Below are 23,133 nucleotides of genomic sequence, written 5' to 3' on the forward strand. Positions count from 1 at the left end.
AATTTGCAGAAAGGAGAGGTATTCCATGAAGGGTACCAGTTCAATTGACCCGGCTTCCCTGCAGATGCTTAAAGTAGCCCGTGATGGGGGCCTGGAAACCGCCTGGGATCGTTACCTGGCGCAGCAGCCCCAGTGCGGTTTTGGCGAATTGGGTCTTTGCTGCCGGAACTGCAACATGGGTCCGTGCCGCATCGATCCTTTTGGAGATGGCCCGCAGAAAGGGGTTTGCGGGGCAACCGGCGATATTATAGTGGCGCGAAACCTGTTAAGGATGATTGCCGCCGGAGCGGCAGCTCACTCGGACCACGGGCGGGACATTATAGAAACACTTAGAGGCGTTGCTGCCGGAGAGATCAAGGACTATACCATTAAAGATGAGAATAAACTTAAGGCCCTGGCCCGGGAATTTGGCATTTCCACCGAAGGCGAAACGGTTCAAGCCATAGCCGAAAAGCTGGCGGAAGCAGCTCTGGAGGAATTCGGTACCAGGAAAGGCTACCTGCAGGCCATTGACCGGGTTCCTTCGAAACGTAAAGAAATATGGGAGAAGCTGGGCATTATGCCCCGCGGGATCGACCGGGAAGTGGTGGAAGCCATGCACCGTACCCACTTTGGCGTGGACAACGACCCGGCCAATCTCATTTTGCACGGCCTGCGGTGCAGCCTCTCTGACGGTTGGGGAGGCTCGTTGCTGGCCACGGAGTTTTCCGACGTTTTATTCGGCACTCCCCGTCCGGTGAGGGGCCGGAGCAACCTGGGCGTCCTTAGTAAAGGGGCAGTGAATATTCTCGTACACGGCCACGAGCCCATCCTGTCGGAAATGCTGGTAGAGGCGGCAAAAGATCCCGGGTTAATTTCCGCCGCCAGGGCCAAAGGAGCCAGCGGCATCAACCTGGTGGGAATGTGCTGCACCGGCAACGAAATTCTCATGCGCCACGGCGTTCCCGTCGCCGGCAATTTCCTCCAGCAGGAACTGGCGGTAATTACCGGGGCCCTGGAGGCGGTTGTGGTTGACGTGCAGTGCATCATGCCCGCCCTCGGCCAGCTGGCCGCCTGCTACCATACGAAGTTTATTTCCACCTCGCCCAAGGCAAAATTCCCGGGAGCCATTCATATACCGTTTAATGAACACAACGCTCTGGAAACCGCGCGGGAGATTATTCGCCAGGCCATCGAAAATTATCCCAACCGGGACAAAAACCGTGTCTTTATTCCTGAAGAAACTACCGCATACGTGGCCGGTTTCAGTGTGGAGGCCATTTTAAGCGCCCTGGGCGGTACCCTTACCCCGCTTATAGAGGCCGTGAAAAACAAAAAGATCAGGGGAATCGCCGCTCTGGTGGGCTGCAATAATCCGAAAGTCACCCAGGACTACAACCACGTGAACATGGCGAAAGCCCTGATTGCCCGGGATGTGCTGGTGGTCGAAACCGGCTGCGCGGCCATTGCCAGCGCCAAGGCGGGGCTGCTTCTGCCGGAGGCGGCGGAGCTGGCCGGCGCGGGCCTGGCGGAAGTTTGCCGGGCGCTCGGCCTGCCTCCTGTTTTGCACATGGGTTCCTGTGTGGACATCAGCCGGATTCTGACCGTGGCCGCAGCGCTGGCCAGAGAACTTGGCGTGGACATTGCCGACCTGCCGGTGGCCGGGGCGGCGCCCGAGTGGATGTCGGAAAAGGCGGTAAGCATCGGCGCCTATGTGGTTGCTTCCGGGATTTTCACCGTGCTGGGCACCGTACCTCCCGTGTTGGGGAGCAACGTGGTGGCGGATCTGCTCACCAGGCAGGCGAAGGATCTGGTGGGCGGCTATTTTGCGGTGGAAACAGACCCCTTCAAGGCAGCTGAGTTAATCATCGCACATATTGATGATAAACGGGCCGCTCTGGGCATTTAGGGGGGGTGGGCAGGATGCCGAAAGAAGTTTTAATCCGTTACGACCGTTGCCTGGGCTGCCGTTCCTGCCAGCTGGCCTGTGCCGTGGCCCACTCCAGTGCGGGCAGCCTTTTCGGGGCCGTGCTGGGCGGCGAAAAGCCCCGCACCCGCATCTTCGTGCACCAGGTGGGAGGGCAAAAGGCCCCCCTGAACTGCCGCCACTGCCAGGATGCCCCCTGTATTGACGCCTGCATAGCCGGGGCCATGCACCGGCAGGAGGACGGTACCGTGACCAATGTGGGCGGCGACCAGCAGTGCACTGCCTGCTGGATGTGCGTCATGGTCTGCCCGTATGGTATAATCCGTAGCGACGCGGAGGGCACCATGGCCCTGAAGTGCGACCGGGAGTGCCGGGATGAAACGGGGATACCGGCCTGTGTACGCGCCTGCCCTACCGGGGCCCTGGTCTACGACGAGGTGGACGACTACAGCGGACGGCGGCGGCTTGACGTCTTGCATCGTGCGTTGAGCAATGTGTAGTTTTGGGTGCATACGCGGAACACCATAAGACCGGATAGCTCCCGGTCACACTGAAAATGTAAAACCAGGTCTGGATAATCACGGGCCTGGTTTTATACATTGGAGCCTGTACACGGGTGGATTGTTGCACTTTCCAACTGCCCAGTTTTGGCTCTGGCTCGTTCCGGTGATCCAGCACTCACCGCCTCCAGGCAACCTGTATAGAGATTGAAACCGCAACACAGCAATCCAACAAACCCAGCATTCTGACCACAGTGAATGCTGGGCGGCAAATTCGGCATCCTGCCTCAGTTGCCGGCCTCGGGCATCCATGCCCTCGGGCCTGCCTTCGCTTTTCGCCTCGCTAAGTTTGCCCAGCACTCAACAGTTTTGTAAGTGATTGCGTTTAACCGCTCAGTATTCGAAGACTGTTGAGTGCTGGGCCAAGTCGCTCGCTACCCAGCCGAAACAGGCTAAAAAACTGGGGATACTTTCAGATATTCACAAGTGGACAGGTTATCGCTGCATTCTTTTGAGAATTTCTTCTATCCTACTGTTGATGGCATCATTACGTTTGCTGTCTTCGACAAACAAAGTGGTGACAGTGTGTTTATCAGCAGTAACCACGCGCTTATCTTTTATCTCTGCCGGGTGCTCCAGATATATTACATGCCCGGCGCTCTTTTTAAAACCAATATGTACCCTGGTTATCTTATAGTCGATTGTATATTTGTCATCGTACTTTATTTGGATCGTTTGGGGGCGTTTGTACTCTAATATTATACAGTAATATCTTTGCATGAGCGGCTCCATATTGGCTGTAATTTCGCTAAAATTTATCCTGTGATTTAAATTAAATTTTTCGAAACAATTCTTCAATATTTCTTCTTTGTGAGTTGTTATTTCGCGGCCGCCATATGTTATCCTGTCAGGTTGCGGTAAACTTACGTTCTTGCTTTTTAAGGGACCATTTAGTTTGCAGCCGCAAACTAAAAGTGAAAGACATATAACGAACAGCAAGGTAGTTGTAAAAGTTCTGTGCAATTTATTCACCCGTTTCATAAGGTATGAGATATATAACGGGATCTGACATTCAGGGCGCCACATTAGTGACATGGACCCTTTTCCCGTCCTTGATCCGTAGGATGGGAACCGGTTTAACCGGGTTGCCGTCCTGGTCGAAGGTTATCCGGCCGCTCACCGCCGGGAGATCCCTGGTGTTCTGGAGGGCTTCCTTGATTTTGACTGGGTCCCGGGAATCCGCGGTCTGGATTGCCTGCAGGAGGATTTTAACGGCGTCATAGGCAAGTGTGGCAAACATATCCGGCTCAGTTCCGTACTCATTTCTGTATTTCTTTACCCATTCCGATATTTCAGGGCACGGGTCTTCCGGAGAGTAGTTCACGGTAAAATAGCTTCCCTCCATGGTTGCATAATCCAGGTTCGGTGAATCCCAGCCATCGGGACCCAGAAATACCGACTGTATACCCATCTGCCGGGCCTGCTTGCCGATTAGGTTGACATTTATGTAGTAGTCGGGCAGATAAAGGACATCGGGTTTGAGCTGGGCAATCCTTTTGAGTACGGTTGTAAAATCGACATCACTCCTGATGTACTTTTCAAAAGCCAGCACCTGGCCGCCACCCTTTTCAAAAGCTTCTTTAAAGTTGTTCGCCAGGCTCAAGGAATAATCGTTTCCCCCGTCGGCAATCACGGCGGCGGTTTTCAATTTAAGGTTTTCCAGTGCAAATCTGGCGGCCGCGGTGCCCTGGTAAGGGTCAACGAGGGCAACACGAAAGACGAAGTCCATGCGCCTGCCGTTGTTCACGGTAACTTTGGGATTGGTGGCAGTGGGGGAAATCACCGGAACCTTTTCCTTTTGGGCAATGTCGGCAACAGGGATTGCGCACAGGGAAGTAAGCGGCCCTACAATGGCGCTTACCTTGTCGGCATGAATTAACTTGATCGCCATGTTGACTGCTTCGGCGGGGTCGTTCCGGTCGTCCGCAATAACAGCTTCGATTTTATAATTGCCCGCGCGGTAGTTGTTTTCTTCCAGCGCCAGCCTGAAACCTTTATTTATTGATTCTCCAAAATTCTTTACATCTCCGCTAAGGGGGGTAAGCAGACCAATCCTAATTACATTTTCACGCAAGACAGGCTTTGATTGTTGTGGGGAACCGGGTGCGGGGAATGAAATATAAACTGTATTAGTAGAAGGGTCCCATTGAACGTTAGCACCAAGGGCTTCGTAAACCGACCGCAGCGGTACGAGAGTGCGCCCGTCCAAAACTATTGCCGGTATATCATTTTTTAACTCATGCCCGTTAACGATTACTTTGACCACGGGATATCCCTGGTACGTATCACTGGAATTTGCAAACGACGGGCTGACACAAACAAGAAAGAATAAAGCCGCCACTAAGAGTAAACTCAACCTGCAAGCCATAAAAACTACCTCCTTTTTATTTTTGGTCTTAAAAGTCTTAAACCCGAAATGCTTTTCTTAACCAGTATGCCAATAACAAAAAGAGCCATCCTTAAAAACATCGGGACAAACAAATGTACCAACTTGCCTGCCGGCATATTTGAACTTGATATTATATAGACGTATCTAATCCTCCTGAGGTTTCAGCTATTTTAAAATTTAAAATAAAAATCGGGCATGTTCTGCTCATTTACAACACCAAAACGGTATATTTAACGATATTGTGTGCTTGAAAGACCTGCTCCTCTTTACCCCCCGGAAAGAAGAGCCGGTAGTCTAGACTGTCGAACAAAAGGGCCCCTGGTTAAATGTTTTTTCTTATAATAGTAATGAGAAAAAATATTATCTTTCCAGGAGGAAAAGTACCAAGCGTGGCAAATTAAACTAGAATATAATTGGCTAACCAGTTATTACATATTAAGCGCAAATGTCCAAAAATTTTATTTATCAGGAGGTTACAGGTGAACATGGGCGAAGGATACTTCAAGCAAAGAAACGGCTTGATTGCCGTGGACATCATGGCTGCCTGCGGCGTGATGACTCCGGAGCAGTGGTCCGGTCTGGGCCAGGCGGCCCGGGAAAACAACGTTTTCCGGCTAAAAATGACCACCCGCCAAACGGTGGTGGCTCTGGTACCGGAGGAAAACGTGGAAAGGCTGGTGGCCGCCCTGGAGTCGCTGGAGTTGAAGGTGGCCCCCTTTGGGAAAGTGGTGCGGCCGGTGAAAGCCTGCCCGGGAAACGAGTCCCTGTGCCCGCGGGCCATTGCCGATGCCCTGGGCCTGGGAATCGCGATCCAGGAAAAGTACGTGGGGCAGGAGGTGCCCAAGGATTTTAAAATTGCCGTGGCGGGGTGTCCCCGGGGCTGCACGGACCCCCAGTGCGCCGATTTTGGTGTCCGGGCTTCGGGTCAAGACCGGTTTGACGTTTTCATCGGCGGGCGGGGAGGTACGGTTAAACCGGTTCACGGCGTTCCCCTTGCCCGCAAAGTAACTGCTGAACAGGTGTTGGGGCTGCTGGATTTTGTACTGGAACGCTACCGCAGTCTGGCCCAGCCCTACGAGCGCCTCTGTCAAACCCTGGCCCGGGTCGGGGAGGGGCAGTTCCAGCCGCCTGCGGAACTCCTTGCGCCGCCGGGGGAAGAGGCGTCTGAATTTGCGAAGTTTTTGCAGAGTTAGGGGGGTAAATGAGATGGCCACGGTCAAAGTTGAGGAGATTGATTTAACTGCTTTAGAAGCACAATTGGATAAGATCTGCCAGGGCTGTGACCTGTATAATTCCGCCGGTTGCAAGGAGTCCCAGTGCCTGGTGGGATTCGCCCGCAAGGTTTTAAGCTTTGCCGCCCAGAAGAAGCTCCTGGATATTCCCGGGGCCAGCAAGCTTCTTCCCACCCAGGACTTTAAACCCTACTATCCGGAACAGGTGGCCGGGGCCATTGCCGAAACCTGCCGCCAGTGCCGGCAGTGCCGCGACAACCATTCCCCCGACTGCGTTATTGCCCTGGTGCGTTCAGCCCTGGAAAGCGCCCTCCTGCAGGAAACTATCGACTACCCGGGCAGCGTCTTCCTTTACCTGGCCCGGATCAAGGAGCAGCACTCCCAGCTGGCCGCCCTTTTAGCCCGGGAACTGCAAAAGGGCAGGACCTAAATGTTACCTAAAAGCGAGGAAGAGACTATGAAGGTAATGGTCGATCATGAAAAATCACGCCAGACTCAGGTCCAATACCTGGCCATTTCACCGGAAGACCTGGAAATTATGGCCCGGTACCGGGATTTGTTTGTGAAAGAAGCTGACCGCGTGGTGGATTATTTTTACGGACACATTTTGCAGTTTCCCCAGCTCAAAAAAATTATCGAGAGGCACAGCAATGTAAACAGGCTTAAGGAAACCCAGAAGCAGTATTTTATCAGCCTGACTTCACCGCTTTTGGACGAGCAGTATTTCAAGCAGCGCCTGTATATCGGGCGCAAGCACCTTGACATCGGCCTTTCCCCCCGCTGGTATTTGGGGGCCTATCAGATGTACTGCCAGGAGATCCAGCGCATTTTAATTGAACATCATGGAGATGATATGGCCGCCGTCCAGCGCGCTTTCAATGCTTTTGCCAGGAGGATCAACCTGGACATGCAGTTGGCAATCGAAAACTATATCATCCAGCAACTGGAACAACTGATGCAAATGCAGCAGGACGTGGGCAAGGTGGCGGGAGTCATTTCCCATATAGCCGATGAAACCAACCTCCTGGCTTTGAATGCGGCCATTGAGGCCGCGCGGGCCGGGGAGCACGGCCGCACCTTCACCGTGGTGGCCCAGGCGGTGCGCAAGTTGGCCCAGCAGTCGGCAAATTCTGCCAAAGAAATTGCCGGGATGATCCAGAAGAACAGGGAAGCTATTATGAAGATGCAGAAGATCAACGATGATAATCTATAGGGGGGCTTGCCATGGGATTGCAAAATGAGGTGTTGTGCCGCCTGGCCGCCAGGGGCAGTTTGTTCCGGGTGTTGTTTCTTTCCATGATGGTGATGGGATTGCTTATCGGAGCGGTTTTCCCTTTCTTTGTGGTAGCCCTGGGATTGCCCTACGAAATGGTATTCCGGCCGTCGTTTTTTGGAGCCTGTGTACTGGCGGGGCTGCTCGTCGGAGAGATCAACTACCTGCTGGCTCGTTTCGTGCTGGCCATTCCTTTAAAAACACTGGCCGGGATGGCTGAACGGGTGGCCAGCGGTGATTTGAAAGACGGGGGCGACCTTTTTTGCAGCCGGGAATTATAAGGCGGGGTGACATGGTGGAAAAAGACGCAATTGGACAACTAATCGGTTCGTTTGAACAAATGCGCCGAAACTTGGCCCACCTGATCGGCGAAGTGGCGGAAGAGGCCAGGAAGGCATCGGAGCTGGCCGAGCAGCTTTCCAGCGCCACGGATCAGATCTCCCAGGGGGCCACGGAAACGGCCAGCGCGGCGGTTCAGATTTCCGCCAGCGTGGAGGAAGTGGCCGGACGGGCGGAAACGGTGGCCCGAACGGCCGGCTGGGCCGCTTCCCTGGCCGAAGACGGCGGCCGGAAGATGGATGAGGTTAGCCGCCAGATCCGTACCATGCATGATACCACACGCCAGGCGGTAGAAAGGGTGGAGCGTTTTGCCCGGATGTCCGAGCAGATCGGGGAAATACTGGGCATTATCAGCAGCATTGCCGACCAGACCAACCTGCTGGCGTTGAATGCGGCCATTGAAGCCGCCCGGGCCGGGGAACACGGCCGGGGCTTTGCCGTGGTGGCCGAAGAGGTGCGCAAGCTGGCGGAGAGATCGGCCTCTTCAGCCGGGGAAATAGGCAACCTGGTTTCCGCCATCCGGGAAGAGATCAGCGAGGTTACTGCCCTGATGGAAGGATCGGCCCGGGAGGCGGACCGGGGCCTGGCGGTGGTTGAGGAGGCCGGCACCGCCTTTAAGGAAATTTTAAGTGCGGTGCAGGAAGTGGATTCCCAGGTGGCCGATGTAGCGACGGCTTCCCGGCAGGTGTCGGAGGCGGTACAAAATATCGCCGCCTCCACCGAGGAACAAAGCGCCCTGCTGCAGGAAACCGCCAGCAGCATTGCCACCCTTTCCAGCATGGCCGAGAAGTTAAAGGCCATGGCTGCGCGGTTTACGGTTTAAAACGCCGATTTCAATGATATCCCCGTCGTGCAACTCGTCGGTAAAGGATGCTTCTTTGCCGTTGAGGGTCAGGCGGATGGGCGGCTTAAGCCCGCCGGGGTCCAGGTCAATGTAATTGAAGATATCGATGAAGATGTAACTGGAACGTCCCGTCAGGTTGACGGTAGATCCGTTTACCGTTACGGTGATGCTTTGAGTGAGCTCCGAACTAAAATTACCCCCGGGTATTTCCTGGTGGCGGGGCAGTATTTCCTGGGTAGGGTTTTCCCTGCCCACTGGCCGGTAGTCTACCCTGTCTCCATCATGGAGGCGGTAGGTAGGGGGGACGGCCCGGCCGTTCACCAGCACCTCCCACGCGTCCAATTCTACCGGAGAGGCGGCCAGGTGCTCTGCCAGCCACTCAAAAAGGGGTTTCACGGAACATATTTCCACCTCACATTCCGGGGTGATTTCCCGGGTTGGTTCGGCGGCCTGTCCGTTGATTAAACAAAGGGCCGCTGTTTCTACCGGCCTGCCGTTGGCGTGAACGGTGATGGTGCCCGGGGGTGGCAGAAGGTCTGCTGCCGTGGCCCGGGCGTCTTTCCCGTTAACGGCCGGGTGGACCACAATCCGGTCCCCGTGGGCCACCCTGGTTTGCATGTTGGCTTCCCGGTCATTCACCAGAATCCTGGCCGGTTGGGAGAGCCCTCCGTAAATGACCTGGCGCTTGCCGTTTAAGGTGAAGGCCAGGTTTTTCCCGTTTTGCCCGATCAGCAGGCGGGGGTTAAAGCCGGTTAAAGCCAGCACGTTCCCCACGGTAAATTCCCGGGCGTTGAAGAGCCGGTGTTCCACCCCATTCACCATGATGTGGATAAAATCATGGCCCAGTTTGCGTAAAGCAACCAGGGCAATGCCCGCTACCGTCACCCCTTCCGGCCCGGGAATTTGATCCTCACCCTCCACCATGAGTACCTGTCCCAGGCTGCGCCGGTCCCGCAGGACCACCCGGTTTTTGTCCAGCTCCAGATGCCGGGCAATCTTTTCCGTCAAGCCGGGAATCTGCCCGCCGCCTCCCACACAAAATACCGAACGGGGCGGTCGCCCCCCGTTTTGGGCCAGGATTTGGGTGCTGATTTCCCGGGCCAATCTTTCCAGTGCCGGGTCGATGCGGGCCAGCAGGTCCTGGCAGGAGATGGTATTTTCCATGCCTACGATGTCCATGTAACGTATATCCTCGCCCCGGACCAGCTCCCTTTTCATGCGCTCGGCGGTATCAAAATCCACCAGGCAGGTCTGGACAATTTCCTCGGTAATTTCGTCTCCAGCCACGGGGACCATGCCGTAGGCGGTGATGGCACCGTCCCTGGTGATGGCAATATCGGAGGTGCCGGCGCCGATATCCACCAGGGCCAGGTTTAAAAGGCGGTAGTTTTCGGGAATGGCAGCTTCGATGGCGGCAATGGGTTCCAGGGTGAGGCTTAAAGGCTCCAGTTCCACCCTCTGGAGCACGGCGTAGAGGCTGTTGACCACCGAGCCGGGCAGAAAAGTGGCCAGCACATCGGCTCCAATGGTTTTGCCCCGGTGGCCCACCAGGTTGGAGATGGGGTAGCCGTCCAGGTAATAAGAAACGATGCTGTAACCTACGCAGGTGAAATCCTGTCCGCTGGGCGGCGGTTCGGCTGCCAGTTCCCGGTGGGCCTGCTGGATGGCTGCCAGTTCCAGGGCATTCACTTCAGGCCAGTCAATTTCCTGGCCGCTGGTTTCCTGCTCAATGTGGCAGGACCTGGTAATCAGGGAGCGTCCTGCGGCGGCAATGGCCACATGTCGCAGGGGGAAGCCCAGTTCCCCTTCCAGTTCTTTTTTTACCGCCCGTACCGCTTCGGCCACCCCCGGGATGTCGTGGATCTGCCCGTCCAACATGGTTCTCCGGCGGTGTTCCACCAGCCGCTGCGCCGCCAGCCTTAACCGGCCGTCCTCGGGGACGGCCACCAGTCCGATTACCGTGCGGGTGCCGATGTCCAGGGCAAAGATGGTGTTTTCAGGAGATGCTTTTAAAGCCATGCCTGATACCTTCCCGTTCATTGGAGTGGGGGTAGGGTATTTTTTTCCGTTATAGTACCATGAATGTTTTGCTTGGGACAACAATTCTGGTTATATTTTCCGTTAGCGACCGGTTTCCTCCACGCCGAATGAACCGGCGGCAGGTTGGCTGGTTGATTTAGCCAGTTTCCTGGTTAAGGCAATCCTGTCCCGGGCCTGCTCGTTCAGGGCGGCGCTGCCCCCACGCACGACTACCGCCCGGCGAAAGAAATCCAGTGCTCTGGCATACTGACCCAGTCTGAAGTGCAGTTCGCCGATGAGGTAGGCCAGCTGCTGTTCCTGTTTGGTGGACAGTGTCCGGGAACTGTTAAAGTAAGCCTGCCGGAAGTATTCCAATGCCCTGGCCCGGGCGTCTAACGCAGCTTCTTTCTGTTCTCCGTCCTCATACAGCCAGGCCAGGTGCAACCACAGGCGGGCTATTTTGTTCGGTTCCGCGGCCATCTGTTCTGAGTTGAACAGGGCCAGCCGGTGTGCCTGCAGGGCAAATTCCAGTGTTCCCGGGGTGGCCATCGTTCCGGAAAAAGCTTTTTGCCTTTCTGCCTTCCCGTCCTGAAGCAGCTTTTTTTGCCTGGCAGAAAGATTTGGAAAATCGGTGCGCTGGTTGGCGTAAAAGCAGCCCGGGCAAACCCAGACGCTGTACAAAAGCGGTTCAAAATCGCGGTAACGCTGGCGGAAATCGCTATCCTGGCCGGTGACGGATAATTTGTGTTCAAATACTTTCAGCACCGTAAAGGTGGTGCTGCACACCGGGCATTTAACCTCTGACTGGTAAAGAAAGGGGTGTTCTGATCCTGTGCGGAGAGTTTCTTTTTGAGCGGGTGGTTTATCCCCTGGCGCCCGCATGATTTTTGCGGCCAGTTGCGGGTGCATCTTGATTACCTGTTCCAGATTTTCCTCATTAATCACCAGCACCAGGGAATCTTCTACCGCCCGGGCATCGCTTTGCCGCGATAAACCTTCCAGCAGGGAGCTCTGGCCGATAAATTCCCCCGGTCCCACAAGGGCCAGCACTTTCCTTTGACCGCCGGTAACTTTGCTGAGCTCGATCTTGCCCTGTAATACTACATACATTTCCCTTTTATGTTCGCCCCGGCGAAAAAGAAACTCACCCGGCGCCAGGGAGTAAATCATTTTTGATCCGGTGTAATCTGGCACCAGTAAACATTCCTTTCCCAATTCATCATAAACGCAAGAAGACCCACTCGGGATTCAGGTGTAAACATTTACCAAAGGGTCGTCATGTTAAGTTATTCTACCTGTTCAGAAAAGGATCCTGCCTTGGGGTATGAGTTATTTGTTGCGGCTGTTGGTGCCTGCGGGCATAGTGTAATTGTGATATTGCTCACTGCCAGCGGGCAAAGGGCGGGGTATAATGGCGGGCAGGCAGCAATTTTTAAGGAAAAGGTGGCATCCTTGACAAACTATACCGGGTATGTTAGTTTACAAGTGAGTAATCACTTAATATAATGGAGTATAATTGTTCAGGAGGCAAATTTTCATGGCGCAGCGATACGATACGCAGATCAGGCAGCAGCAAATCGTCCGGGCCACATTGAAGATTGTTGCCGAAAGGGGCATTTCCGGGTTGACCACTGCCGAAATTGCCCGGGAAGTGGGCATTGCCGAGGGAACCATTTTTCGCCACTTTGCCAGTAAAAATGAAATACTGCTGGCCACCGTACGTTATATACGGGACACCCTCCTGGGCTGGAGCCGGGCCAGGGTTGCCGGGGGAGGTGAACCCCTGGAAAAGCTCGGTGATATTTTGCTTTTTCACCTGGAGCTGTTTGAACAAAACAGGGGGATTCCCAAAATTATTTTTTCCGAGCAGGTGCATCTGCACGACGAAAAGCTGCGTCAGTTGATGTCTGAGACCATTTGCGAATACATGGAGCTTATAGGGACCATTATCCGGGAGGGTATGGAGAAGGGACAGTTCAGGCCCGGCCTGGATGTACCCATGGTCGTTGCTGCCTACCTGGGCCTGGTGCAGGTAAGCCTGTTGCGCTGGTCTTTAAGAGGGTGTCAATCATCCCTTACTGAAACACACGGGCGGATTTTACGTTTTTTATCCACAATACTGCAAAATTAATTTTATGTTATTTAGCGAGTGAATACTTGCTTACTTTCGGCTGTAAGGGCATTGCTCCAGGATAATGACGGCCAATTGCTGTGCACGTTAAGTCCGTGGGCACGCAAGAACCGTCCCTGCTTGCCCGGCCATCATGCTTTCCGGCCGGCCTGTCGCCGGTTCAATAATGCCGGTAGCCATAAAAGGGTTGCTTTTCTGGCACCGGTCAACAGGGTTTCCAGCAGTCTTAAAGGCTTTCGCTGAGGAAGGACTTTTACTGGCAAGTTGACACTGGATACTCTTGATGTTAAGGGGGCTTAAGCCGTGAATCTTCCGCTGAACTTTCTAAAGATCTTTTCCACCGTTAAAAGACAGGTCAAAGCGGTTCTGCTGGTTGTTATCCTGGCAGCCCTTGGCCTGGTGGTAGGCACAAAGATTATGGCCCTGCGCCAGCTGCCGCCACCGGCACAGGCGGCGGGCGTGCCGGTGGAGACGGTGCCGGTTACCGCCGGTACCATCACGGAGAGCCTGAGCTATACGGGGACCATTGAATCCGCCCACCGGGCGTCCCTGGCTTCCAAAGTAATGGCGGAAATTCGAACGCTTACGGTTAAAGAAGGAGACCGGGTGACCAGGGGCCAGGTTCTGGTAGTTTTAAACGATGAAGAATTAAAAGAGCGCTTAAACCAGGCGGCAGCGGCGGTGGACCAGGCCAGAGCGGTTCTGGAACAGGCCGAGGGCGCCCTTTCCGTCAGCCGGACCAACCTGGAAAAGGCCGCGGCCAATTACAAACGCGGGCAGGAGTTGCTGGCCGCCGGAGCTATAGCCCCGTCCGTTTTTGAAAACCAGTACGAACTCCCCTACCAGCAGGCGAAGGAATCGGCGGAACGCACCGCTCCCGCCCAGGTCAGGGCGGCCAGGGCCCAGCTGGCCCAGGCCGAAGCCGGGCTGGCACTGGCCAGGTCAGCCTATCAGGATGCAACCATCAAGGCGCCTTTTAACGGTGTGGTTACAGCCGTACATAACTATCCCGGTGATCTGGCCGTGCCGGGTAAACCAATTCTTACCCTGGACGATACTGGAAAAATGGTTGCGCGGATAAAAGTAGCAGAAGCAGACCTACCCTTTTTAAAAGTAGGGCAAAAAGCAACGCTGCGCTATCCCGGGGGGCGGGAAACCGCCTCGCAGGTTTCCCGGATTTACCCGGCAGAAGACCCCCTCACCCGCAGCACCATCGTGGAGGTGCCGGTTTCTTCTCCCGGAGTCAGGCCGGGGATGAGCGTGGAGGTTTCCTTTGTAGTCGGCCAAAGCGAGCGGGCCCTGCTGGTCCCCCGCCGGGCGGTGAAAACGGAACAGGGCAGGGCCTGGGTGTTCGCCGTCAGAAACGGCAGGGCGGTACAGGTGCCGGTAACTCCGGGGTTAAAGAACGAAACGCACTATGAAGTAAAAGGAGACCTTAAGCCCGGCGAGCCGGTGGTGGTGTCCGACTTGACCAGGCTTTATGACGGGAAAGAAGTACTTGTGTACCAGGAAAGGAGAAAGTCATGAACTGGCCCGCCTTTGCCATCAAGCACAAATATACGGTGTTTGCCCTGGTCCTGGCCATAGTGTTTTTCGGCCTCTACGCCAAAAACGTAATTAAACTGGAGCTGTTTCCCGATACGTCTCCTCCCATGGTGAACGTGATCACGGTATACCCCGGGGTTGCCGCCTCGGATGTGGCCAGGGAAGTGAGCAAACCGCTGGAGGAAGAACTGGCTACTATCGAGGGAGTTAAGAAGATCTCCTCGTCTTCCCAGGATGGACTTTCCGTGGTCAGGGTGGAGTTCAACTACGAAAAAGACCTGGACCAGGCGGCGGTGGACGTGCAAAATGCCATCAGCCGGATAAAGGGAAGCCTGCCCGCAGGCATTCAGGAACCGCAGGTGCTCAAGTTCAGCTCCCAGGATAAGCCGGTGCTCACCCTGGCCTTAAGCAGCGATAGCCTGGATCTGGTCGCCTTGCGTACGCTGGCTGATAACGAAATTAAAAACGCAGTGCAGCTGGTGGACGGGGTGGGGGCCGTGGACGTGCTGGGCGGCCACCGGCGGCAGGTTAATGTTTACGTGGACCGGCACCGTTTGGAGGCTCTTAATATTTCCCTCGACCGGGTGGCTGCGGCCATCGGAGGGGGAAATATCAGCCTGCCCGCCGGGCGGGTTACCCAGCGGGAGCAGGAATACTTAATCAGGATCACGCAGGAGCGCCTGCATCCCGGGGAGCTGGCCAACATCCTCCTCGAAAACCGCGGCGGCCACAACATATACTTGAAAGACGTGGCCCGGATTGAAGATTCCAGCCAGGAACAACGCAGCAGCTATAACTTTAACGGCAAGAATTCCCTGGCCGTTCAGATCATCAAAAAGCGTGAGGCCAACACGGTTGAAGTGGTTGAGAGGGTAAAAGAAAAGCTGGCTGAACTGGAAAGGCAATTTCCCGAAATAAAGTTTGCCGTAGCTGATGATGATTCCATTTTCACCCTGCAGGTGGTGGAGAACATGACCGCCAGCGTCAGGGATGCCCTCATCTTCACCACGGCCATTATTTTGCTATTCCTCATCAGCTTGAATGAATCAATCATCGTTGCCTTTTCCATGCCCCTGTCCCTGCTGGGAGCCATTGTCCTTATGAAGGCCTCCGGCCTGTCGCTGAACATTATCACCCTTTCCGCCCTCATTTTGAGCGTAGGCATTGTGGTGGATGACTCCATTATTGTGGTGGAAAATATCATGCGCCATCACCATGAGCTCGGGAAGGACATCCGCACCGCGGCCATTGACGGTACAAGCGAGATCATGCTGCCCGCGGTGGCCGGTACGGCCACCATTGTGGCGGTGCTGATTCCCCTTTTGTTTGTAGGCGGGTTCGTGGGTCAAATGTTCAGCCCCCTGGCCAAAACGCTCATTTACGCCATCAGCTGTTCTTTACTGGTTTCCCTGACCATTATCCCCCTGCTCACAGTTATGCTGGGCGGCAGGCGCTGGGCGGCGGCTGAAAGGGCGTTAAACGCGGCAATTGCTCCTTTTACGAAAGCCATGAACCGCCTGAAAGACTCTTACGCCCTGCTGGTCGTCAGGGCCTTGAAAAGGCGAAAGATGACCCTGCTCCTGTCCCTGGGGCTAATTTTGCTGAGTATCAAACTCCTGGGCCTGATCGGTATGGAAGTGCTGCCCAAGATGGACGCCGGGTCGCTTTTGATCAGTTTGCAAACCTCCCCCGCCAGTTCCCTGGAGAAGACGATCGGGGTGGTGGCGCGGGTAGAGGAATTGCTGGACAGGGAGCCGGCGGTAATTGCCTACAGCACCCGCATCGGTTATGAACCGGGGTCGCATTACATGGGCGGTACCGGCGCCCTGGGGGTAACCCAGGCGGAAATCACCGTAACCCTTACCTCTCGGAAGGAAAGGAAGGAAACCATCTGGCAAATCGAAGAACGGCTGCGCCGGGAAATGGCCCGCATTCCCGACATTGAAACCTTTGTGGTGAAGGAAGTCGGCGGTACGGCTAAAAGCAGCACCGCCGCGCCCATAGACGTACGCATCACCGGGGATGATGTGCGGGTGCTGGATTACCTGGCCGGTGAGGTGCTTGCGCAGTTAAAAACCGTACCCGGTGCGGTCAACCTCTACCGGAGCTGGTCGCTAAACACGCCGGAGGTAAACATGGTGGTGGACGAAACCCGGGCGGCGGCCCTGGGCCTGACCCCGGAAAAAATAGCCCGGCAGGTTTATGCCGCTCTGGAGGGAATGAGGGCGTCCTCCCTGCAGGTGGAAAGCCGCAAGGATACCGATATCGTGGTACGCTACCGGCCCGAGGACCGGGGTTCCCTGGAAAGCATGCTGTCCGTCACCGTCACCTCTCCCCTGGGCGTGCAGGTGCCGCTGCGGGAGCTGGTACATGTGGAGATCAACCCGGCGGCCAGCGTGGTTACCCGGGAAAATCTCCTGCCCTCCATTGATATTCTGGGTTATACTGAGGGGCGGCCCTTCAGCCACGTGATTGCCGATGTGGAAAAGGCACTCCGGGAGGTGAAACTTCCCGAGGGCTACACGCTGGAAGTGACCGGTGAAAAGGCGGACCTGCAGGAGTCCGCCGGGGATTTAAAGCGTGCCCTGCTTCTGGCCGTGGTGACGGTGTATTTGCTGCTGGTGGCCCAGTTCAGGTCCTTCATTCACCCGGTAACCATTATGATGAGCATTCCTTTAGTGCTCTTCGGGGTAGCCCTGGCCCTGCTGCTGAGCGGCAAGAGCGTTTCTTTGCCGGCCATACTGGGACTGATTCTGCTTGTGGGTACGGTGGTGCGCAACAGCATTGTGCTGGTGGAGTTCATCATCCGCGCCCGGGAGGCGGGCACGGCCAGGGATGAAGCCATCGTGGAGGCGGTGCGGGTGCGCTTCCGGCCCATCATGATGACCGCCCTGTCCTGCGTGGTGGGGATGCTTCCTCTGGCCCTGGAATGGGCGCTGGGTTCGGAAAGGTTTTCCCCCCTGGCCATAACCGTTATCGGGGGAATGCTGGTGGCCACTTTGCTGACCATGGTGGTCATACCGGTGGTGTATTCGCTGTTTGATGATCTGGTGGACAGAGCTCAATTTAAACCGGCAGGGGTTAAAAATATGGAAACCGGTGTGAATTAAGCCCGTGAACAAGCAGGAACCGTCCGGGCTGGCCACATTACTTGTCACGAAAAAAATCATTCCGGAACTATGATCTGGCTCAATGTTTTGGCGGCAGAAATGTGCTAGGGTAAGGGAAAACTACGAAAGGAGCAGGTAAATTATGGAGATCAAACTTTTTGGTGCGGATGGATGTCCGGTATGCCGTCAGCTGGAACAAACGGTCTTCGATGTCCTGGCCGAGATGGGGGTGGCCGCAGCGGTCAATAAGGTCACCGATCCCGGGGAGCGGCTGCAGTACGAGGTTTACCGGCTACCCGGTTTGATGATAGACGGGGAGTTGAAGGCCAGCGGACGGGTGCCGGCCCGCCACGAGCTCATGAACTGGGTGAAAGAAGCATCTGGGCGGTCTTGAGCCTGAACATGAAACATTACAGGGGGTTGGAGCAATTATGCAAACCATAGTTTTCCGCCTGGAAGGGCTGGCCTGTCCCGAATGCGCCCGGAACACCGGGATGATCCTGGAAAGGCAGAAGGGAGTTAAAAAAGCCGTGGTGACCTTTGCCACGGGAAAGGTAAAGGTGGAATATGATCCGGCGGTTATAACTCCCGGGGAAATCGAACAGGTCATTGCGAAAACCGGGTACCGGATTACCGGGAGGGGTTAGTTATGTTCAGCTTCCCGTCACAAAGAGAAAGTGCCGTTCCCGTTGCCCCGGTTGGTGGCTTGTTCCGCCTGGAACGCTTGAGGGAGCTGTGGGTGGCTTATGACAAGCTTATGATCACCCTGGGTTCTGGACTGCTCATCCTGCTGGGTTACCTGGCCGGCCGCCTGGGCTGGCCGGCGGCGGCCAACGGGTTGATGGTGCTGGCCACTCTCCTGGCCGGCTACCGGGTTGCTGCGTCAGCCTGGCAGGCTTTGCGCTTCCGGGTGGTGGGCATCAATGCCCTGGTTACCCTGGCTGCCCTGGGCGCCACCATTATCGGCGAATACTGGGAGGCGGCCGTGGTCACTTTTCTGTTTTCCCTGGGAAATTATCTGGAAGCCCGGACCATGGACAAAACCCGTGCCGCTTTGAGGAAACTGATGGAGCTGGCGCCCCGGGTGGCCCGGGTGCGCCGGGAGGGAACCGAAGTGGAGGTGCCGGCGGAAGAGGTGGAACCAGGCGAACTGGTCCTCATCCGTGCCGGGGATAAAATTCCGGTGGATGGCAGGGTGGTCAGGGGACGGGCGGCGGTCAATCAGGCGGCCATCACCGGGGAGTCCCTCCCGGTGCAGAAGGAGCCGGGGGATTATGTATTCAGCGGCACCATGAATGAAAGCGGCTACCTGGAGGTGGAAGCGGAACGAACCGGTGAGGAAACCACCTTTGCCCGGATCATGCAACTGGTGGAAGAGGCCCAGGAGGAAAAGGCCAGGATCCAGCGCTGGCTGGAAAACTTCGCCCGTTACTATACTCCCGGGATTATGGCGGTTTCCGTCCTGACCTATCTGGTAACCCGGGATGCCCTGCTGGCCCTGACTCTGCTGGTGATTGCCTGTCCCGGGGCGCTGGTGATTGCCACCCCCGTTTCCATTGTGGCCGCTACGGGAAATGCCGCCCGCCACGGGGTTCTGATCAAGGGCGGGGAGCACCTGGAAAAGGCCGGACGGATCCGGGCGGTGGTTCTGGATAAAACCGGCACCCTCACCCGGGGCCGGCCGCTGGTAAAAAAAGTGCGGGTGTGGCGCGGGTCGGAAAAGGAAATGCTGCTTAAAGCTGCTGCCGTGGAAAAACTGTCCGGACATCCCCTGGCCAAACCCCTGGTGGAAAGGGCGGAGTCCCTGGGTGAAATCCCCCCGGCGGAAAATTTTCAGGTTCACCCCGGTTGCGGGGTAACCGGTACGGTGGACGGGGAGATTATCCGGGTGGGTAACCGCCGGTTGATGCAGGAAGCCAGCATCCCCGTTCCGGTGGATGTGGAAAATTACCTGGCAGGCGAAGAGTCTGCCGGACGGACAGCCGTCCTGGTGGCCATAGGGGAGGAAATATGGGGAGCAGTGAGCATTGCCGACGAGATCCGGGACGAAGCGAAAGATCTGGTGGCCCGGTTAAAGGCTGCCGGAGTACGCAGGGTGGTCATGCTCACCGGTGACAACCGGCGGGTGGCCCGGGCCGTGGCCTGCGAACTGGGGATGGACGAATACCAGGCGGAGGTTTTGCCGGAAGGGAAAGTGGAGGCCATCCGCCGTTTGAAGCAGGAGGGGCTGGTGGTGGCCATGGTGGGGGACGGGATCAATGATGCCCCGGCCCTGGCGGCTGCCGATGTGGGTATTGCCATGGGGGCGGCAGGGACCGACGTGGCCATGGAAACGGCGGACATCGTCCTCATGTCCGACCGCCTGGATAAACTCCCCTACGCCATCGGCCTCAGCCGTCAGACCTTGAAAAATATCCAGCAAAATGTCACCTTTGCCATTCTGGTGGTGGCAGTTTTGCTGCTGGGTGTTATGGGCCAAAAGGTGGTGCTGGCTTCCGGCATGCTTATCCACGAAGCCAGCGTACTCCTGGTCATCCTGAACGCCATGCGGCTCATGAGTTACCGGAATGGATGAGAGTTCATGTAGAAGTCGTATTTATTTTGTGGAGCTGTCCGTCAACCGTGTTACCCACGACCGGGCGGTTCTTTTAAAAGCCGCGAACTGATGGGTAAGATGATGGAGAGCAGATGGCCGTGGTGCACGGGATATCTTTTAAAGGAGTAGTTTGAAAAAACCGGGGCGAGTTTCTTCGCTCTTTTTTTTTGCCTGTGGCTGCTATGGTGCAGTTCCTGACCGCTTGTGATCCGGATCATTGTTTCGGCGGGAGCGGTGTGGTAAACTGGGTACGAGCATTTAGCTTGAGGAGTTGATTATGGTGAGCATAAGCCAGTACTCCCCTCCCGGCATTGAGAAGCAGGAAGTTGAGCAGCCGTACATAGCCATTTATTTGCGCAAAATGCTCGGCAGCAGGCGTACGACTCCCTTATCCGCCCCTTCGTGGAAGGAGCTTCTCGTTTCCTGGTTTGGTGCCTTTTCCGGTATAGGAGTGGTGGCTTTCCTGACCCTGGTTTACAACATGCCCATGATTGTGCCCTCCTTTGGCGCGTCGGCCCTGTTGATTTATGGTTTGCCCGATGCTCCCCTGGCCCAGCCCCGGAATGTCATTGGCGGGCATATTATTTCGGCCATATGCGGCGTAACGGTTTACGCCCTCTGCGGCCTGACCTGGTGGTCCGCGGCGCTGGCCGCCTCCCTGGCGGTACTGCTGATGCTCATTACCAGAACCGCCCACCCGCCGGGCGGCGCCACCGCTCTGGGAGCAGTGCTGACCAAGGCTTCCCCCATGTACATACTCACGCCCGTGGCCCTGGGCGCCGCCATACTGGTACTGGTGGGGTTGATCACCAACAACCTGCTGCCGGAAAGAAAATACCCGAAATACTGGCTTTAGGCTGCGAACAGGAACAAAATGGAGGTGGTTGAAAGAATGAGTAACAGGCCGGTTGTCCTACTGGAGGATGTGGAAGCCGCCCTGCAGCAAACGGGGAAGGTGATGGATATAACTCCGGAGGATTTGCTGACTATCGTCGATTTGACCCTGGACCAGGCGGAAAAACGTCAAAGTACCTTTGAAGGCAAACAGTGGATCGGGGAAATAATGACTGTACCGGTGATTACCTGTACGCCCGATACCACCATTGAAGAGGCGGCTCGTATTTTACTGGAAAAGAATATTCATTGTCTCCCTGTTGTTGACCGGGAGAATAAACTGGTGGGGATTGTTACGGAATCGGATCTTATCTTTCAGTTTTCCGCAGTTCCCGCCGGCGGCTCCCTTCTGGACCTGCTTATGCGCAAGAAATTACCAAAATCCGGTCATACCATTGGGGAAATTATGGTTAAAAAGGTGACCACCGTTCATCCCGGTGATCCCATTCAAAAAGCCATTCAATTGATTATAAAACATGGTTACGGGAGAATTCCCGTGGTGGATGGGGACAACAGGGTGGTGGGCATCGTTGCCCGCAAGGACATCCTGCATTTCCTGAAATGATGCGGGTGGGATGATTATGCGGGGTAGTTTGAGCCGGAAGTTTATGATCCGGATCACCGCAATCCTGCTTTTGATTACCGGCATAAACCTTGGGCTGGATTATTACGAGCAGAAAAATCAGATCCTGCAGGAGTTAAAGGAAAAGTCCCGGGTGATTACCGGCCAGCTTCTGGCCACCCGGGAGTTTATCGCCCGTAATCAGGACCGGATCAATTACGATTCCCGGGGCCATTTTGAATTTAAAGGCCTCAACCCGGCGGCGGTGGGGCGGGGTGTGGGGGAGATATTCAACCAATCCACCGGTTACCACATTAAACAGACCCGCCTCAATCCCCGCAATCCCGGGAATGCCCCCGATGCCTTTGAAATAAGAGGACTGGAAGCCCTGGCCCAAAACCCCTCTTTGACCGAGTTTTACGGTTTTGATGAGCTGAACGGAGAAAAGGTTTTCCGGTATATGGTACCTTTGCGGGTGGAGGAATACTGCCTGCAGTGCCACGGGGAACCGGCGGGACGGCCGGATATTTCCGGTTACCCCAGGGAAGGTTACCGGGTGGGCGATCTGGGAGGGGCCATCAGCCTGATAGTGCCGGTGAACAATTTGCTTGCCGCCCTGTGGCACAACCTGCTGCGCCACCTGGGCTTCTTTTTTATTCTTTTGCTGGTCATCCTTGGCGTGGTTTACTTTTTAATACAGCGTTTGGTCACCGGGCCGCTGAACCAGTTGCGCCTGGCCGCCGTACGCCTGGGGGAAGGGGAACTGGATCTGTCTTTTCCCAGGTTGGATAGTAGTGCGGAGATCGGCCAGCTGGCGGCCCAGTTCCGCCGGATGGCCCGGCAGTTACACGACCTGTATACCGGCCTGGAGCAAAAGGTGCAGGAGCGTACGGCCCAGCTGCAGGCGGCCAATGAACTCCTGGAGCGGCAGCGGCAGGAATTGGAGAATGCCAACCGGGAGCTGGCCCGGGCCAGTGAGATGAAGTCTCGCTTTTTGGCCGGGATGAGCCATGAGATGCGCACCCCCCTTACTTCTATCATTGCCTTCAGCGAATTGCTGCTACAGGAAACAAGGGAGGAAAACAGGTTACAAAGGCAGAATTTACAGGAAATCAAAGCCAGCGCCCGGCGTCTGCTGGCTTTGATTGAGGACCTGCTGGATCTGGCCAGAATTGAGGCCGGCCGTTTCCAGCTGCACCGGGAACTGGTGGACCTGGCTGATATTTTCGAATCCATTGATAAAACCTTGAGCCCCTTGATTGAAGCCAATGGTCTCGGCTGGTACTGGGAGGTGGAGCCGGATGTGCCCCTGATGGAGGTGGACGGGGAAAAGATTCGCCGGGCCATTTTAAACCTGGCCCACAATGCGGTGAAGTTCACCCCTCCCGGCGGGCGGGTGGAGATGCGGGCCGGATTCGACCCCGGGCGGAAAGAGGTGTTCATCCGGGTGGCCGACAATGGTATGGGCATCGAACCGGAAGAGCTGGACCTGGTCTTTGAACGATTCTACCAGGCCGGCAATTCCCGGGCGCATAAATACGGGGGGTCCGGCCTGGGATTGTCTCTGGCCAGGGAACTGGTGGAACTGCACGGGGGATATATCAGTGTAACCAGTAAACCGGGGGAAGGCAGTACCTTTGTGATTCACCTGCCCGTAGCTTAAGCGCCGTGGGAGCCGGTTGCCCTCTCAGTTGCATGATGCAAGGGCTATGCCTGAGGGAGCTCGTTAGAAC

At 55.9% G+C, this 23,133-nt stretch carries 20 protein-coding genes; 16 read left to right on the forward strand and 4 right to left on the reverse strand.

Features of this window, described 5'->3' with window-relative positions; genetic code table 11:
• Positions 1-25 precede the first annotated feature (25 nt).
• A complete protein-coding gene (gene cooS / locus G7K71_RS09410) occupies positions 26-1,888 on the forward strand; it encodes an anaerobic carbon-monoxide dehydrogenase catalytic subunit (protein ID WP_166345625.1) in 1,863 nt (620 codons plus the stop codon).
• A gap of 14 nt (positions 1,889-1,902) precedes the next feature.
• Entirely contained in the window at positions 1,903-2,406 is a 504-nt protein-coding gene (locus tag G7K71_RS09415) for a 4Fe-4S dicluster domain-containing protein (protein ID WP_166345628.1), read from the forward strand.
• A gap of 495 nt (positions 2,407-2,901) precedes the next feature.
• On the opposite strand, the gene G7K71_RS09420 is transcribed toward G7K71_RS09415, so the two are convergent.
• Together G7K71_RS09420 and G7K71_RS09425 are read right to left on the reverse strand one after the other, a co-directional pair.
• Positions 2,902-3,429, reverse strand: a complete 528-nt coding sequence (locus G7K71_RS09420) for a hypothetical protein (RefSeq protein WP_166345631.1) — start codon at positions 3,427-3,429, stop codon at positions 2,902-2,904.
• A gap of 49 nt (positions 3,430-3,478) precedes the next feature.
• Complete coding sequence (locus tag G7K71_RS09425; protein ID WP_166345634.1) at positions 3,479-4,834, reverse strand: penicillin-binding protein activator; 1,356 nt, start codon at positions 4,832-4,834, stop codon at positions 3,479-3,481.
• A 506-nt stretch (positions 4,835-5,340) separates the two neighbouring features.
• On the opposite strand from G7K71_RS09425, the gene G7K71_RS09430 reads away from it, so the two are divergent.
• From G7K71_RS09430 to G7K71_RS09450, 5 genes are read left to right on the forward strand one after another with little or no spacing between them, the layout of a single operon-like run.
• Positions 5,341-6,048 (forward strand): nitrite reductase, encoded by a 708-nt coding sequence (locus tag G7K71_RS09430; protein ID WP_166346187.1) that lies wholly within the window; start codon positions 5,341-5,343, stop codon positions 6,046-6,048.
• A 13-nt stretch (positions 6,049-6,061) separates the two neighbouring features.
• Positions 6,062-6,517 (forward strand): hypothetical protein, encoded by a 456-nt coding sequence (locus tag G7K71_RS09435; protein ID WP_166345637.1) that lies wholly within the window; start codon positions 6,062-6,064, stop codon positions 6,515-6,517.
• The gene (locus G7K71_RS19860; protein ID WP_279286318.1) at positions 6,518-7,300 is read left to right on the forward strand and encodes a globin-coupled sensor protein; all 783 of its coding nucleotides are present in this window, start codon (positions 6,518-6,520) and stop codon (positions 7,298-7,300) included.
• Positions 7,301-7,311: 11 nt separating this feature from the next.
• Complete coding sequence (locus G7K71_RS09445) at positions 7,312-7,641, forward strand: hypothetical protein (protein WP_166345640.1); 330 nt, start codon at positions 7,312-7,314, stop codon at positions 7,639-7,641.
• The gene (locus G7K71_RS09450; RefSeq protein WP_166345643.1) at positions 7,623-8,522 is read left to right on the forward strand and encodes a methyl-accepting chemotaxis protein; all 900 of its coding nucleotides are present in this window, start codon (positions 7,623-7,625) and stop codon (positions 8,520-8,522) included. The genes G7K71_RS09445 and G7K71_RS09450 overlap by 19 nt, the downstream gene beginning before the upstream one ends.
• Here G7K71_RS09450 and G7K71_RS09455 read toward each other — a convergent pair.
• Together G7K71_RS09455 and G7K71_RS09460 are read right to left on the reverse strand one after the other, a co-directional pair.
• A complete protein-coding gene (locus tag G7K71_RS09455) occupies positions 8,490-10,562 on the reverse strand; it encodes a cell division FtsA domain-containing protein (RefSeq protein ID WP_166345646.1) in 2,073 nt (690 codons plus the stop codon). The two genes, G7K71_RS09450 and G7K71_RS09455, sit on opposite strands and share 33 nt — an antisense overlap.
• Positions 10,563-10,664: 102 nt before the next feature.
• A complete protein-coding gene (locus tag G7K71_RS09460) occupies positions 10,665-11,756 on the reverse strand; it encodes a DUF2225 domain-containing protein (protein ID WP_166345649.1) in 1,092 nt (363 codons plus the stop codon).
• Between the two features lie 343 nt (positions 11,757-12,099).
• Between G7K71_RS09460 and G7K71_RS09465 the strand changes: the two genes are divergently transcribed.
• The 9 genes from G7K71_RS09465 to G7K71_RS09505 all read left to right on the forward strand — a co-directional run bounded on the left by G7K71_RS09465 (position 12,100) and on the right by G7K71_RS09505 (position 23,063).
• Positions 12,100-12,693, forward strand: a complete 594-nt coding sequence (locus G7K71_RS09465; RefSeq protein ID WP_166345652.1) for a TetR/AcrR family transcriptional regulator — start codon at positions 12,100-12,102, stop codon at positions 12,691-12,693.
• A gap of 303 nt (positions 12,694-12,996) precedes the next feature.
• On the forward strand, positions 12,997-14,220 hold the full coding sequence (locus tag G7K71_RS09470; protein ID WP_166345655.1) for an efflux RND transporter periplasmic adaptor subunit: 1,224 nt from the start codon (positions 12,997-12,999) through the stop codon (positions 14,218-14,220).
• Positions 14,217-17,348 (forward strand): efflux RND transporter permease subunit, encoded by a 3,132-nt coding sequence (locus tag G7K71_RS09475; protein ID WP_166345658.1) that lies wholly within the window; start codon positions 14,217-14,219, stop codon positions 17,346-17,348. Before G7K71_RS09470 ends, G7K71_RS09475 begins: the two co-directional genes overlap by 4 nt.
• Positions 17,349-17,490: 142 nt before the next feature.
• Complete coding sequence (locus G7K71_RS09480) at positions 17,491-17,742, forward strand: thioredoxin family protein (protein ID WP_013823795.1); 252 nt, start codon at positions 17,491-17,493, stop codon at positions 17,740-17,742.
• Positions 17,743-17,779: 37 nt separating this feature from the next.
• A complete protein-coding gene (locus G7K71_RS09485) occupies positions 17,780-17,995 on the forward strand; it encodes a heavy-metal-associated domain-containing protein (protein WP_013823794.1) in 216 nt (71 codons plus the stop codon).
• A 2-nt stretch (positions 17,996-17,997) separates the two neighbouring features.
• A complete protein-coding gene (locus G7K71_RS09490; RefSeq protein WP_166345661.1) occupies positions 17,998-19,923 on the forward strand; it encodes a cation-translocating P-type ATPase in 1,926 nt (641 codons plus the stop codon).
• Between the two features lie 298 nt (positions 19,924-20,221).
• A complete protein-coding gene (locus G7K71_RS09495) occupies positions 20,222-20,800 on the forward strand; it encodes an HPP family protein (RefSeq protein WP_072866855.1) in 579 nt (192 codons plus the stop codon).
• A gap of 36 nt (positions 20,801-20,836) precedes the next feature.
• A complete protein-coding gene (locus G7K71_RS09500; protein ID WP_166345664.1) occupies positions 20,837-21,403 on the forward strand; it encodes a CBS domain-containing protein in 567 nt (188 codons plus the stop codon).
• A gap of 16 nt (positions 21,404-21,419) precedes the next feature.
• A complete protein-coding gene (locus tag G7K71_RS09505) occupies positions 21,420-23,063 on the forward strand; it encodes a DUF3365 domain-containing protein (RefSeq protein WP_207712829.1) in 1,644 nt (547 codons plus the stop codon).
• Positions 23,064-23,133 lie beyond the last annotated feature (70 nt).

The organism is Desulfofundulus sp. TPOSR (assembly GCF_011393055.1).
In the GTDB taxonomy this organism is placed as follows: Bacteria; Bacillota; Desulfotomaculia; order Desulfotomaculales; family Desulfovirgulaceae; genus Desulfofundulus; species Desulfofundulus kuznetsovii.